Below are 13,502 nucleotides of genomic sequence, written 5' to 3'. Positions count from 1 at the left end.
GCTGGGATCAAGGAAAATCCGCCCCAGCTCCACGTTGCGTCGCCTACTTCTTGGCAGCCTTCGCGATTCCTTCGATAATCAGTTTCCCGACCACTGAGCCTCCGTCGAGTATCCCGACACTACGAGCCGCAGTAAATGCTGCGCGCCCATGCACCGCCGTCATTGTTTCTGTCAGCTCAGATCCTTCGGCGGCAGCTTTCGCTGCGGCGGCGAACGCCTCGTCAGCGCTAGCGGTAGCGGACGCACGCAGCGTTGCGATTGCGGGTGCGAATGCGTCGAGGATTGTTTTCTCTCCTGGCTTCGAACCCGCTTTTGCCTCAATATTCTCGACGCCGGCAGCCAAAGCTTCGATCACCTGCGGCAAATCTGCTTCCGAATGACCGCGCAACGATTTCGCCATCCCCATCAGGCCAAAGCTCAAGATCGTGCCGAGCGACGACGGCGCCGCAGCGTTGAGTACCTTGGCAGCGCCTCGAAGTCCCTGACCCAGATCAGGATCAACCTCGCCACTGTAATATTCGTCGAGCGCACGAAATCCATCATCCATCGAAATACCGAGATCTCCATCCCCGTTGACCTGATCAAGCTCGATCAAATAATCACGATTTTGACGCATAAGAGCGCTAATCTCGTGCAATGCTCGTGCAAAAGTAGTGTTATCCATGATTGCTTCGCGCTCCTATTTATTGGCGTTTGTATAGAACGGGGTGCGAGCTGGTGCCTGAAGTAACTTAAGCAGTTCATCGTCAAGCTTAAAGACAGTGACAGACAGTCCCGCCATCTCCATCGACGTCGCAAATTCCCCGATATGTGGCATCACAACTGTTACGCCCTGTTCGGTGAGCCGACGATGGACTGTTCGGTACACGATGTACTGCTCCTCGAGAGGAGTACCTCCCAGTCCATTGATCAAGACTGACACTCGATCTGAAGCCGTAAGTGGCATGTCCTCCTCGATCTTGGCGATGATGAGCTGCGCGATCTCATCAGCCCGCATCATCTTTCGCACCTCGATGCCAGCCTCGCCATGAATTCCCATCCCGATTTCGATTTCGTCATCGGCAATCGTAAAGCCAGGCTTCCCGACCTTAGGAACGATTGTCGGTGTCAACGCCACCCCCATCGTTCGAATATTTGCTAGCGCGCGCTCAGTAACCTCCACGACTGCGTCGAGATCGCGTCCCTCGTCGGCTGCAGCTCCGGCGATCTTGTAGGCGTAGACGATCCCCGCTACTCCGCGACGCTTATGTGCTGCCTCGTGACTTGCGCTGGCGATGTCGTCAGCGACGACGACGGCGCGTGTAGCGATATCGTCGAATTCGACGTCTTCCATTGCCATCCGGAAGTTGAAGAGATCGCCGTTATAGTTACCGAAAAGGCACAACACTCCCGAGCCGCGATCACATGCGCGGATCATTTGGGCCATCTTTTCTGCTGACGGTGAGGCAAAGACTTCGCCGATGGCACAGCCATCGAGCATTCCCTGCCCGACGTAGCCCAAGAACAGTGGCAGGTGGCCAGAGCCTCCAGCAGTGACGATCCCGACCTTTCCTTCGCGAGTAGGATAGTTCGACACCAATATCCGAAAGTCGTCATTTAAGAGTTTGACTTTGTCCCCGTGGGCTAAAGCAATGCCTTCCATTGTGTCGTGAACGAAAGAATCGGGAGTATTCAAAATTTTCTTCATGGCATTCTCCTTTGAACGCAATCACTAGTTTTCTGCCACACCCCACGCTGAGCGCAGGAGGTGGGGGTACGGCTCAAGGTGTGCATAGTCGTTGAGTCGTTCGAGCTGGTAGTCGACGCCTGTGGAGGAGACGTGGGCAACGACCTCGGTAATAGAACTGTTCTCAAGATTTCGCGCGAGGTTCCGCCACCGCGACATCGGGGCACGTGCAGCGTGTGAAGTGATCGCACGGATGACACCCCCGTGCGTTACGATCGCCACGCGCTTGCGATCACAACGAGCAATCTCATCGAACACAGTGATTGAACGTTGCAGAACCTGCGAAATATTTTCTCCTCCCGGGTAGGAAAGATCGAGTTCCATACGAGACTGCGCCCGTTGGAAATCCGCGAAAGTGACAGCGATTTCTTCGTCGCTGAGCCCCTCCATTTCGCCAAAATTCAACTCTCTCAGTTCAGGGCGAACCATCATGCCCAACCCGAGTGCCTCGCCGATAATCGTGGCGGTTTCGCGTGCCCTGATCATGGTGGAAGCAAAGAGGGCATCGATCCCCCACCCAGCCAGGCGTTCTCCGACTAAGCGTGCCTGCTCGCGGCCTTCTGGCGACAGATCCACATCGACGTTGCACCGCTTGTCGCTCTGCCGCCCGTGCCTGATCAGGTAGAGATGAGTGGCCATTTCATGCCCTCACATTGGGGAAGGTGATCTGGGAAGGATAAGCCCACTTGCCCAGTTCTGCCTGCTCAAAGTGGGCAGGCTCTTCGCCACCGTTTGCTGTGAGCGTGTGATGATAGAGTTCGGCCAGCTCTTCAATATAGGAAGCCTTGAGGAATGCCTCGTAGATATTTTCTGAATCTACGGCGACTGTTCCATGCTGTGCTAACAACATGCAGTCCGCTTCCATTACAGCCTCACCAACATAGTCAGCGAGTGCCTGAGTGCCGGGGCGTGCGTAGGGAACCACCGGGATACGCGCTTTGGTGAGCCCGAGATTCGCCACCTCGTAGACGATTGCGGGAATCGGGCGATTCAACACAGACATTGCAGTGGCATACATCGAATGTGTGTGGACGATTGCCCTGACTTCTGGGCGCTTGTTGTAGATGGCGATGTGCATGAGGACTTCGCTCGTGGGGCGTAAGCCAGACTCGTTTTCAATGACTTGCGCATCCAGATTCATCACAACGATGTCGCGGGCGGACATGAGGTCACGGTCAAGTCCTGTCGGGGAGACAACGAGGAGCCCGGTTTCCTCATCGCGAATGGAGAAGTTTCCTGACTTATGTTTGCACAGGCCATCGTGTTGGGCGCGCTTTGCGATCTCGCAGAGATCCTTTTTCAGAGATTCAAGCATGTCATGCTCCTTTGATGGAAAGTGTGAGTGGCGGATTAGGCGTTGTGTGCTGCCATTGCTTCTTTGCGCTCGCGGATGAGTGCGCGTGAGTAGATCACGAATGAGACCACCCAGGCGATGAAAATTGCCAGAGGGATCCAGTTGCCTTGCATAACCTGCGGGATGTGAGAGAAGGCGTAGGTGAAAACCGGGGCGTCCGTGCTGGAATTTGAAATCAGCTGGTTTGCAGTGAGATCAATTGCCTTAGTTTGACGTGCCAGTTCAGTCATGATCGGTGCGAAAGCCGTTCCAACATACAGGAATACCGGGGCGAAAACGGTGCACTGGATGAGCATCCGGATAATATTGCCTTTCGAGGCGAAGTAAGCGGCGACAGCGATTGCAACGTTGATGATTCCAGCAAACGGTAACAAGCCATTGCCAGGGAGAATGAACGAGTACAGAAGAGTGATCGGGATAGTCCAGATAACGGCCAACCAGATTTCGTTTGCGCCTCCAAGGAATGGCCAGTCAAGGCCAACCCAGAGCTGACGATCCTTAAAACGCTTTTGCATGTATTCGCTGATGGCATTGGAAATTGGCTCAAGAGCTTGCATGAAGTACTTAGAAATCACTGGGAAGAGTGTGAGCGCAGCTGCGGCTGAAATCCCCAAAGTGAGGGTTTGAGCCACGGAGAAACGAGCCAAGATGCCAAACAGCACGCCGAGAATAAAACCGAGCACATGATTTTCTGCAAAAATGCCGACTTTGTCGCGAAGGTCAGCGGCATTGAAAGACCGATCCAGCCCGGGGATCTTGCGCAACAACACATCGAGCAAGTGCATTGGTGCGGCGAGAAATACCATGCGGTGAGTAATTGTCACTCCGGGGATTCCCGACATTTGTTCGACGCGATACTGGTGGTAGTCCGCCGTCTTGAGCTCAAAGATCGTTTGAATGGTGGCGAAGAGGAAGGCAAGCCAGATTGACTTGGTGAAGTAGTAAACGGCGACGGCGGTGAAGATCTTGCCCCAGACATTCCATAGATCTGCATTGAAAGTCTGAGTTTTGTTGATCAGAATCAGCACGATGTTGATGCCAACCACTAGCGGGAACATAATGAATGCCCACGGCCATGACCATGAAATCGTCGACATTGTGGTCCAACCGCCGTCGGTGATTGGCAGGCTCACACCGGTGGTTTTTGCCATTTCCTCGGCTGCCGGGGTGATCGCTGACGTCATGAAGTTAATGAGCATTGACATGCCGGTGAAGGCGACGCCGAGTGTGATACCTGCGGAAATTGCGTCCTTGATTTTCATCTTCACAATCAGACCAGCGATGATAATGATGATAGGGACGAAGATAGCTGCTCCAAGTGAGAGCAGGAAATTCACAACATTTTGAAGAATTTGCATGTGTCAGCCCTCTTTTCGTAACGGGTGAGCTTACTTGCTCTCGAAGTTTTTAATAGCCTCGACGAGTTTTGCGAACTCGGCGTCTTGACCCATACCGGTGAGGAATGCGATTCCGTTGATCGTGGGGATGTCTCGACTCTTTCCGTCACGCACGATCGTGATGTAGGCGGCAGCGTCTGCGAGGTAACGATCAACTGATTTCAAATCAACTGCGTGAACTGATGCATCGACTTTTGCTTCTTTGAGTAGACGATTGACCTTGCTTGCAACTGTTTGGGATGTTGCGACGCCGCTTCCGCAGGCGACAATGACATTCGTTGTCATGATTCTCTCCTCCTCATTGAGTGTTGATAGTGGTGAAATGAATGACGTTAGTCGGCGAATCCATCGAGGGAACGTACTGCAGCAAAGAATTCTGCTTCAGTTGTGGCTGCGTTAAGGCGTTCCATGTACTGGGGAGCCATGAAGTTCTTCAGAAGTAGCTGGAGAACTTTGACGTGACCGTCGTCGTGAGTAAAACCAAGCATGAAAATGTAACGCACAGGATGCGTGGCGTCATTGTTGCCCATTTCGTGCCACTGAACGGCAGTGGCAAGACGTGTCACCGCGATGAAGGGGGTAATCACGTGCTCAATATCTGAATGGGGGATGGCAATAGCTTCCGGTGCCGTTGGGAGTGCGGTGGGGTATTTTTCCTCACGCTTGAGAATAGCGTGACGAAAACTTGGTCGAACGTAACCGAGCTTTTCGAGCTTGGTGACCATTTGGTGGAAAAAATCATCTCGATCGGTCACCTGCCAATCAAGTTGAATCAATTCTTCCTTGATGAGATCGCGGTTCATTACTTTCTCCTCATTGAGTTAGTTATTCACCACCAGAGCTGTGAGACTGTGTCTCGGAGCCTAGGGGTTGCCTCATATCTCCGGTGTGTCACACTCTAGGCGTCTGTGAGCGCGGAAAACAATTTCCTCATGAACAAATGTTCATTTAATTTTTCGGTAAACCTTTAAATGCCATGTAATTCACATATTTTGCGAGTGGTCTTGGTGAAAATAATTTATCGAAGATGAACAAATGTTTATTCTTGAAAATGGCTGCAGGCAGTACTACCAGCAACTCATTCAGGTATCCTTCGTGCCAAGAGGACACGTACAGGTGTGAGCTGTCATCGTTCGACCTGCTAAAGTAAGGCTCGCTGACTCACGGAGTCTGTGGCCATGTGTGCCTGAGCGCTACCACAAGGATGTGACGCGATGACCAACCAACTTTTGAGAAATTCAGTTGTCAAAATTTCCGCAGCAGCGATAGGTGCGTTGGCACTATCGCTGCCATTGCCGGCGTCGGCACAACCCAGTGATCACACTGTGCAAGCAGAGCCGACGCAGGCGTCGATTGTGTTCTTCCAAGACGGGCATGACATTGGGCCAGTGAAACAAGGAACGAAAACCGATCCTGAATATCACGGTGGAATTGCGCGATTGGCAACCGTCCTCGCAGAACAAAAGGCACGATCAGTCCCCACGGATGTGGCCTTCGGAGGCGACCTTGGCGGAGGTACACTCTTTGGGGCTGTCTTCCACGGAACTGCGATGGTTGAAGCATTCAACCAACTCGGGGTGAATATTGCCGGGTTTGGACAGCACGATTTCGACTACGGACTCGCGGCAACCCGAGCCAATATCGCGGCATCAACATTTCCATGGGTGTCCTCCAACCTCTCCGTCGGAGGTAAACCCCTCAATGGCGAAGGAAATATTGCTATCGTGCGCAAGGTTGGTGAGGTAAAAATCGGCTATCTCGGTTTGACCCTCGGAATGGAAACGACGACAGCAGGCAAAGACATCGCCCAGGCAGATTACGTTGAAGCGGCGAAAGCTGCACTTCCCGCGCTGAAGGACGCCGATGTGATTGTGGCACTTGCACAGTTCCCTCGTGCTGACGATGCCATGCGTCTCTTACGTGAAGTTCCACAGATCAACGTCGTTTTGCGAGAAGAAAATTCGTTCGCACAGGAGGGCAACGACGTCACCGTGCTTCCTGACGGTCGCTTCGCCGTCGCCCCAGAAGGAAACTATGGGTCGCTTGCTCGAATCAACTTCGCCACAACTGCGCAAGGGAAATGGGTTGCCACGCATGAGGAAATCCAAGTGGATAGCAATGTCAAGCAAGAGCCGGCAGCCCTTGCCCTAGAGAAAAAGTATCAAGCTGAGCTTGAGAAGAAACTCGCGATGGAGGTGGCATGTTCTGATGTCGCGCTGGCCAAACCACAACCACTGGGAGAAGTTGCCGCTGAAGCATTTCGTCAAGCAGCAGGGGCACAAATTGGGTGGCTCAACGCCGGCGGAATGCGGGCTGATCTTGCTGCAGGGCCGCTGACCTTGAAAGATATCCTTGCCGTGTTCCCCTACGACAACAAGGTGATGAAGATCCAGACCACAGGCGCTCAACTGCGTCAAGCGCTCGAACAAGGAGCTAACTCTTCACCGAAAGGGGAAGGCGGCGGTTATCCGATCCTGGCGGGAGCACGCTTTGCGTATGATCCAGACGCGGCACCCGGCGGAAAAATCAGCGATCTTACACTCGCAGATGGGACGCCCATCAAGGACACTCAGATTCTCACCCTCGGTCTCACCAACTATGTGGTTGGCGGAGGAAACAATGTGACGGCCTTCGCCTCAGCACAAGTCATTCTCGATGCCGGTTTTATCGGATCCGATTTTGACGCATTGGTTTCTCAACTGACAAAGATGAGCCAGTGTGCTGCCGGTCAGCCAGAGAAACATGAACAGCCAAATGAACAACCAAATGAACAACCAAATGAAACGGGTCAGCCGGAGAAGAAAGAACAAAAGATCGACCCATCGCCTGAGGTTAAGGGGAAGGTGATGCAGTCCCCGTCGGACTCTGCTTCGACATCGGCCCTTGAGCAGGGTAATAACACTCCGAAAAACGGCGGCCGAGGAACGGCGAGCTTAGCGTTTACTGGGGCGAATATTGCATGGGCTGGTACTGTCGGTGCGGTTGTACTTGTGATGGGTGCGATGCTTGCGCTCCGGCGTCGACAGTGAAAACGACAGTGATAAAAATGAGGTGACCTCGTTTGAGGCCACCTCATTTTTTACGTCTTACTTCGTCTCTGCCGGTGAAGCTGGCGTTGCTGGTGTCTGCTTTGGATCCTTCACCTTGTCAGGTGCAAGTCTCGCCACACACTCCTTCGCGGAGTTCATCATCAACTTCACGTCCTCAGGCTTATTGGGAACATTGCCCTTCGTCTGAGTCAACGTTGTGAGTGTGGTGGTGGAGAGCTTGTCGTAGCTGGCATCCATGATGCATTGAGCCAGTTCACGAGCTTTGCCTTTGCCTAACTGCGCTTCGATTTTCTTTACCTGATCTTGCGACGAAAGCATCGCATTGACCACGGCATCTTTCGATGGGCGATCTGAAGAATTCGAACCACATGCGGTGAGCGAAAAAGCCATGAGCGTAGCAGCTGCCGTAGCGATCAGTGTACGGATTTTCATCGAGCCTCCAGTAAATGAGAAATTGTTTCAAGTAAATGGTGGCACAGCGTGGGGCATCGTGCGAATTGATGCTAAAGAGTGGGGAGGCGCTCCGCATCAGCTTTTTTGAGTTGTTTACCGGCCATTTTCATCCAGGTTCCTTTTCCTTTCAGAGGGTGATCGAGCAACACCACGAATCGACCGTTGAACTGTTCTCCGAGCGCGGGAAGCTCCATTGTACGTTCGTTAGGCAAAGTTGCAGCGTCAACTCGCACGATGGGTAGGCCGTAGAACCATTGATCGCGCGAACCGAGCAGCACGAAATTCGGTTCCTCTTTGCGTTCCTTCTTGGTGGTTTTCGATAATTGCGTGGCTGATTCTGCGGTTATGGGGGTCGGTAAGTCCGAGGGGAATTTCGCATGAGCCAGTCCGCCTCGAACTCTTGTTTCTGCACCGCGCATATCGGTAGCGGATGCAGCGCGCAATGCGCGCCTCCACTTCTCAGGGAGCGCTGTGGACAGAATATCGAGGAGAATTTCGACAATCGCTTCAAGAATCATTCGACGACCGCCACAGTTCTGGAGGCGGTGAGCATGATCATCGAAGCGTTTGCACCGAGAGCCTCGTCGTCAAGGTCGACGTCCGGGAATACGTCACCCAACACAATCCCCTTGTGTTGGGGGATTGGGTGGCCGTCAAAAGTTGGTGTTATTACGGAGATCATCCTTGACCCTTTCTGTGATTGCTGGGGAGGGGCGAATTGAGCATTTGTGGTGTCAAGCAGTAGTCATGTCAGGAAAGGTGCACAGTCAAGGCATAACAAAGGCTATCACTGCACTACTAGTGCATTTATTCTACCTGCGCTTGTAGCATCAGCGGACAATACTTCGCATCAAAAAATCCTCATACTGCCTCGCAATGTATTTTGGCACCCCTTATTTTGGCCGTTGCGCATATATATGGACAAAACCCAAAATAAGGGTGTCGAAAATACCGAAGTCCGCAGTATGCCTGTCAGATCTCCAGGTTCCGGCGCAGGAGCCGCTCTCCAGGTTCCGGCGCAGGAACCGCCACACGTCCACGCTGGCAGCGCGGAGCACTCAACGGCGAACTGACTTTCTCTAACGCTCGGGAATCAGATCCCAGACCGGTGATGCGGCCAAGAAACAACCGGTGATGCGGCCAATCATCTATACCCCTCGCAGAACTTTCTCAATACGCTGGACTGAGACTTTGCCTTGGGTTCCCAGCTGCTGCGCAAACAACGATACTCGCAGTTCTTCAATCATCCATTTGGCTTGACGAAGCTTTCCAGCACGTGCCGCGTTCCACGGCCCCTGAGCAAAGGTCGCTTGCTCTCGCTGAAGCTTCTCGCTCACGTTCTGAATCTGCCAGGCCAGAGCATCATCAGCAGCAGGATTCGACGCAGCTTTATGGATACGGTGGGTCGCCGCAGCTAAATATCGTGGGTACTGAGCGAGCTGGAGATCTTCTGTCGCAGAGATAAAGCCGTCGTACACTAACTCCTTGACCTGCATTTTCACATCCGAAACTGTGGCCAGAAGGGCTACCGATGTGCTCACCCGTACCGCAGATTCCACCTCACCCCAGGCGCTAAAAATACGAACGCAGAGACGAACGATTCGATACACTTCATCTTCGATACGATCGCGAACCCACACGCGAAGTTGTTCGTATAGCTGCTGGTCACGCAACCGTCCAAGCTTATTCTTGGTTTCCTTCGCCCACTTTTCGGCCAAGTTACGCGTCGCAGCGAGTTGCAGATCAGCGACGAGCGCCGATGTGGAAGGATATGGGGTTGCAGACATTGCCAGAGCTTCACTGCCTGTCCAACGTGAACTCACTCGGCCTTCGGGGAGAGCCACCTCATGTGCCAGAAGGCGAATCACTCCGAGTCGATGATCACGAACTTGCTCAGCTGGCTCCGCCAATACGTGCAACTCCACGGTGACACCATCGGCACCAGCCAGTGACTGCTCGCCGGATGTCGCTTTCTGTCCGCTTGTGATGATCACGCCAGCTTTGCCGGGTACTTCGACGAGTGCTGGATATCCGCGGACTACCATTCCGTGTGGCCCTGAAGTCTCAATGACTTCGGGAATTACACCGTTAGTGACTTGTGGCCAGGTAGAAAGGGGCTGATCTGCGCCGGCAAACGACGGTGCAGCAGACTCATCGGTTATCGGGGAAGAATCAAGTAATCCTGCGCGCGCTTCCTCAAGTGCTTGCGCCACTGCGCTCTTGACGACCTTTTCCACGGCTCCGCGTGTCTGTGGAGCAAGTGCATTTTGAAGATGTGTGATCGACGTAGACTCGTCAAGAACGGCTCCTCGCTCCGAACGCACACGGAAATTGATGTCCAAATGCGCCGGAAGCATCACCTTCTCCCAATCTGCATCCGTAATATCGATGCGTCGTAGCTGGTAGACCGCGTCAGTGAATGCTTTACTGAAACTCGGTGCTCCCTCTTGTCCGTGTGCCACATCGTCCCATGCTGGCAGGATCTCAAGAATCTGTCGAGCAACATCGGGAGCAGGCACAAGATGGCGGCGTATCGGCTTGGGTAATGCTCGAATCGTGGACGTGACAAGTTCGGGGAGTAAGCCAGGAACGAGCCAATCAAAACCTGTGTCGCGTAATTGAGGTAAGAGGGTGACGGGCACATCGATTGTTAACCCATCCGAATGAGTACCGGGGTTAAAAGAATAGTGAATCGGCAACGTAATATCGCCTTGCGCCCATTCAACAGGGAAGTCTTCCTCCGATGCACTCGATTCGCCGAGCAAGAATTCTTGCGTGAAGTTCAACAGCTCAGGGTGAACGGTGCGTTCCTTCTTCCACCACGAGTCGAAGTGACGCGCTGACACGATTGACTCAGGAATACGCTCATCGAAGAAGGCAAACTGTGCCGCTTCATCTGCCACGATACCGACTTGGCGCAATTTCTCTTCAACTTTATGTGCCTGAGCCAGCTGTTCTTTGTTGTACTTGACGAAGGCATGATGAGTGCGCCACTGGTTCTCAACTAAAGCGTGGCGAATGAAGAGTTCACGAGCCAGCTCGCGCGACGTTGGTGTGCCTACTTTGGACAGCAGTACCTTACGATCCGCAATGAGAGTCAGACCGTAAAGCAAAACCTTTTCATGAGCTAACGCGGCTCCTTGGCGCGTGGACCAGTGTGGCTCAGAATACTGCTTTTTGACCAGCGTGCCGGCGATACGTTCGATCCATTCGGGCTCAATTTTGGCCACAGTCCGAGCGAAAAGGCGCGATGTTTCCACCAGCTCTGCCGCCATCACCCAGTCGGGAGTGCGCTTGTACAAACCCGATCCTGGCCAGATCACAAAATGTGTACCACGCGCACCGAGGTAGTCCCGGTGGCGCTCGGAGTACGTGCCGATGGAAGAGAGAAGACCGGTCAGGAGTGAACGGTGAATAGCATCTGCAGCAGGAGCATCTGCCGATCGCCCCACCGTTTTCACTGCGCGAGCCACATCTTGATTGTGCGAGCTGTCGCCCGTTTCGCGTTCAGCGCGAATTTGCGCTCGGCTTGGCAAGGCGATGGGACGTACGCTCAGCCGCAGCTCACGTGCCAACTGGGTCAGCTGCTCGACGACGTCGGCCCACTCACGGAAACGGAGCCAGTGCAGGAACTCTTCGTGGCACATTCGCCGAAATGCCGAACCGGAAAGCTCACGTTGCTGAGTGCGTAGGTAACGCCAGAGATTTAAGTAGGCCAAGAAGTCGGAGTTCGGCTCTGTGAAACGTGCGTGAAGCTGATCAGCCTGGGCACGCTGCTCAGACGGGCGCTCGCGGACATCTTGCACGCTCATTGCTGCTACTAGCACAAGAACTTCTGAGGTCGCTCCGTTGTCGACGGCGGCAAGTAACATGCGGCCCAGACGTGGATCGATCGGCAAGCGGGCGAGTGCACGACCAGTATCGGTTAGGACAGGTGTGCGTAGACCGGGCTCTAATGCCCCGATTTCTTCGAGTTGAGTGATTCCATCGCGGATTGATCGCGAATCAGGCGGATCGATGAAAGGAAATTTGTCTATTTCGCCTAAGCCGAGGCTTGCCATCTGTAAAATCACCGACGCAAGCGCAGTCCTCTGGATCTCCGGCTCAGTAAATTCAGGGCGCGATGTGAAATTCTCTTCAGAGTACAAACGGATCGCTATGCCGTCGGCTACACGTCCGCTTCGCCCAGCTCGCTGGTTCGCACTTGCTTGAGAAATCTCTTCGATTGGAAGGCGCTGAACCTTCGTTTTATTCGAATAGCGTGAAATACGTGCGTAACCGGGATCAATCACATAGTGGATTCCAGGAACCGTCAGTGATGTTTCGGCGATATTCGTTGCCAAAACGATGCGGCGGTGTTTGTGTGACTGGAACACGCGACGTTGCTCAGTTCCGCTCAGGCGCGCATACAGTGGCACAACTTCTACAGCTCCCGGGTGTGGGGAGCTCTCACCCGGGGCGAGATAGCGCTGCCCAAATTCCTCGCGGAAGGCTTTTTCAGTTTCATGAATTTCGCCCTCGCCCGAGAGGAACACCAGAATATCGCCCGGACCTTCATTCATGAGTTCACGAGCGGCGTCCACAATTGCTTCGGTGGTGTCCTTGGACTGGGCGCGACTTAAGCGTTCTGGTGCATCCTGGCGAGTGGACGCATCGATGTCGGTGTGCACCCCGTCGGGGCTGGTGGAATACTCGCGAAACTCAATATTCTCTTCGACTGATCCGCTTGCGCTCTCCACAGTTAGGGGACGGTAGCGAATTTCCACCGGATAGGTGCGTCCGGATACTTCGATAATGGGGGCAATATCACCGCGTTGTGCGCCGGATGAATGCTGCCCGAAATGGGCAGCGAAACGCTCGGAGTCGATTGTCGCGGAGGTGATGATGAGCTTCAGATCCGGGCGTTGCGGCAATAGCTGGGCCAGGTATCCAAGGAGGAAATCAATATTTAAGGATCTCTCATGGGCCTCATCGATAATGATGGTGTCGTAGCGGCGAAGTTGGGGATCAGACTGAATCTCGGCCAGGAGAATACCATCCGTCATCAGTTTGACGAGTGTCTTGTCCGATACCTCTTCAGTGAAACGCACCTGGTAGCCGATTGTTTCGCCAAGATTCTGTCCCAACTCTTCGCTGATGCGGTCAGCGACGGAGCGCGCGGCGATACGACGCGGTTGGGTGTGGCCGATCATGGCATTCACTCCGCGCCCGAGCTCTAGGCAAATCTTAGGAAGCTGTGTTGTTTTTCCGGAGCCTGTTTCGCCGGCGACGATGACGACTTGGTGGTGAGCGATAGCGTCAGCAATGTCTTTGCGCCGTGAGGAAACAGGGAGTTGTTCGGGGTAGGTGATCGCCGGAACGCTTGAACGGCGAGCCTCAATCTGCTCAGGCGTGAATGGTTTCGGAGTGCGACGGCGTGGCGCGGCACCGAGCGCTCGGGAGCCTCGGTGGGTTCGATGATGATTTTTGCGTGCACGATTGCGATTCGGTTTTTGCTCAGACATACTCCGCCATTGTCCCAC

12 protein-coding genes are annotated in these 13,502 nt (G+C 53.7%); 1 reads left to right on the top strand and 11 read right to left on the bottom strand.

Annotated features, from left to right (window positions below):
- Nucleotides 1–43 precede the first annotated feature (43 nt).
- The 7 genes from ACTOVJ_RS00375 to ACTOVJ_RS00345 are packed head-to-tail and all read right to left on the bottom strand — an operon-like array spanning nucleotide 44 to nucleotide 5,280.
- The gene (locus ACTOVJ_RS00375) at nucleotides 44–664 is read right to left on the bottom strand and encodes a dihydroxyacetone kinase subunit L (protein WP_449504587.1); all 621 of its coding nucleotides are present in this window, start codon (nucleotides 662–664) and stop codon (nucleotides 44–46) included.
- A gap of 15 nt (nucleotides 665–679) precedes the next feature.
- Nucleotides 680–1,687 carry a dihydroxyacetone kinase subunit DhaK gene (locus ACTOVJ_RS00370; protein ID WP_449502749.1) on the bottom strand — a complete coding sequence of 336 codons (1,008 nt, stop codon included), beginning with the start codon at nucleotides 1,685–1,687 and terminating at the stop codon, nucleotides 680–682.
- Nucleotides 1,688–1,711: 24 nt separating this feature from the next.
- Complete coding sequence (locus tag ACTOVJ_RS00365) at nucleotides 1,712–2,365, bottom strand: histidine phosphatase family protein (protein ID WP_449502748.1); 654 nt, start codon at nucleotides 2,363–2,365, stop codon at nucleotides 1,712–1,714.
- Nucleotide 2,366: 1 nt separating this feature from the next.
- On the bottom strand, nucleotides 2,367–3,041 hold the full coding sequence (locus ACTOVJ_RS00360; protein ID WP_449501415.1) for a class II aldolase/adducin family protein: 675 nt from the start codon (nucleotides 3,039–3,041) through the stop codon (nucleotides 2,367–2,369).
- Between the two features lie 35 nt (nucleotides 3,042–3,076).
- Nucleotides 3,077–4,438 carry a PTS galactitol transporter subunit IIC gene (locus ACTOVJ_RS00355; protein WP_449502747.1) on the bottom strand — a complete coding sequence of 454 codons (1,362 nt, stop codon included), beginning with the start codon at nucleotides 4,436–4,438 and terminating at the stop codon, nucleotides 3,077–3,079.
- Between the two features lie 30 nt (nucleotides 4,439–4,468).
- Entirely contained in the window at nucleotides 4,469–4,762 is a 294-nt protein-coding gene (locus ACTOVJ_RS00350) for a PTS sugar transporter subunit IIB (RefSeq protein ID WP_449501413.1), read from the bottom strand.
- Nucleotides 4,763–4,809: 47 nt separating this feature from the next.
- On the bottom strand, nucleotides 4,810–5,280 hold the full coding sequence (locus tag ACTOVJ_RS00345) for a PTS sugar transporter subunit IIA (protein WP_449501412.1): 471 nt from the start codon (nucleotides 5,278–5,280) through the stop codon (nucleotides 4,810–4,812).
- Nucleotides 5,281–5,691: 411 nt separating this feature from the next.
- Between ACTOVJ_RS00345 and ACTOVJ_RS00340 the strand changes: the two genes are divergently transcribed.
- Nucleotides 5,692–7,506, top strand: a complete 1,815-nt coding sequence (locus tag ACTOVJ_RS00340) for a bifunctional metallophosphatase/5'-nucleotidase (protein WP_449503862.1) — start codon at nucleotides 5,692–5,694, stop codon at nucleotides 7,504–7,506.
- 57 nt (nucleotides 7,507–7,563) lie between these two features.
- On the opposite strand, the gene ACTOVJ_RS00335 is transcribed toward ACTOVJ_RS00340, so the two are convergent.
- The 4 genes from ACTOVJ_RS00335 to ACTOVJ_RS00320 form a co-directional block, all read right to left on the bottom strand.
- Complete coding sequence (locus tag ACTOVJ_RS00335; protein WP_449502745.1) at nucleotides 7,564–7,959, bottom strand: hypothetical protein; 396 nt, start codon at nucleotides 7,957–7,959, stop codon at nucleotides 7,564–7,566.
- A 71-nt stretch (nucleotides 7,960–8,030) separates the two neighbouring features.
- The gene (locus ACTOVJ_RS00330; protein WP_449503863.1) at nucleotides 8,031–8,498 is read right to left on the bottom strand and encodes a hypothetical protein; all 468 of its coding nucleotides are present in this window, start codon (nucleotides 8,496–8,498) and stop codon (nucleotides 8,031–8,033) included.
- Nucleotides 8,495–8,662 (bottom strand): YbjQ family protein, encoded by a 168-nt coding sequence (locus ACTOVJ_RS00325; protein ID WP_449503864.1) that lies wholly within the window; start codon nucleotides 8,660–8,662, stop codon nucleotides 8,495–8,497. Before ACTOVJ_RS00325 ends, ACTOVJ_RS00330 begins: the two co-directional genes overlap by 4 nt.
- A gap of 466 nt (nucleotides 8,663–9,128) precedes the next feature.
- Entirely contained in the window at nucleotides 9,129–13,484 is a 4,356-nt protein-coding gene (locus tag ACTOVJ_RS00320; RefSeq protein WP_449503865.1) for a DUF3418 domain-containing protein, read from the bottom strand.
- Nucleotides 13,485–13,502: the final 18 nt, after the last annotated feature.

The sequence above is a fragment of the Arcanobacterium sp. (ex Cirak et al. 2026) genome (genome assembly GCF_053585065.1).
Note: the sequence above shows the minus strand (reverse complement) of the source record. Positions and strands in the feature narration are given on the sequence as shown.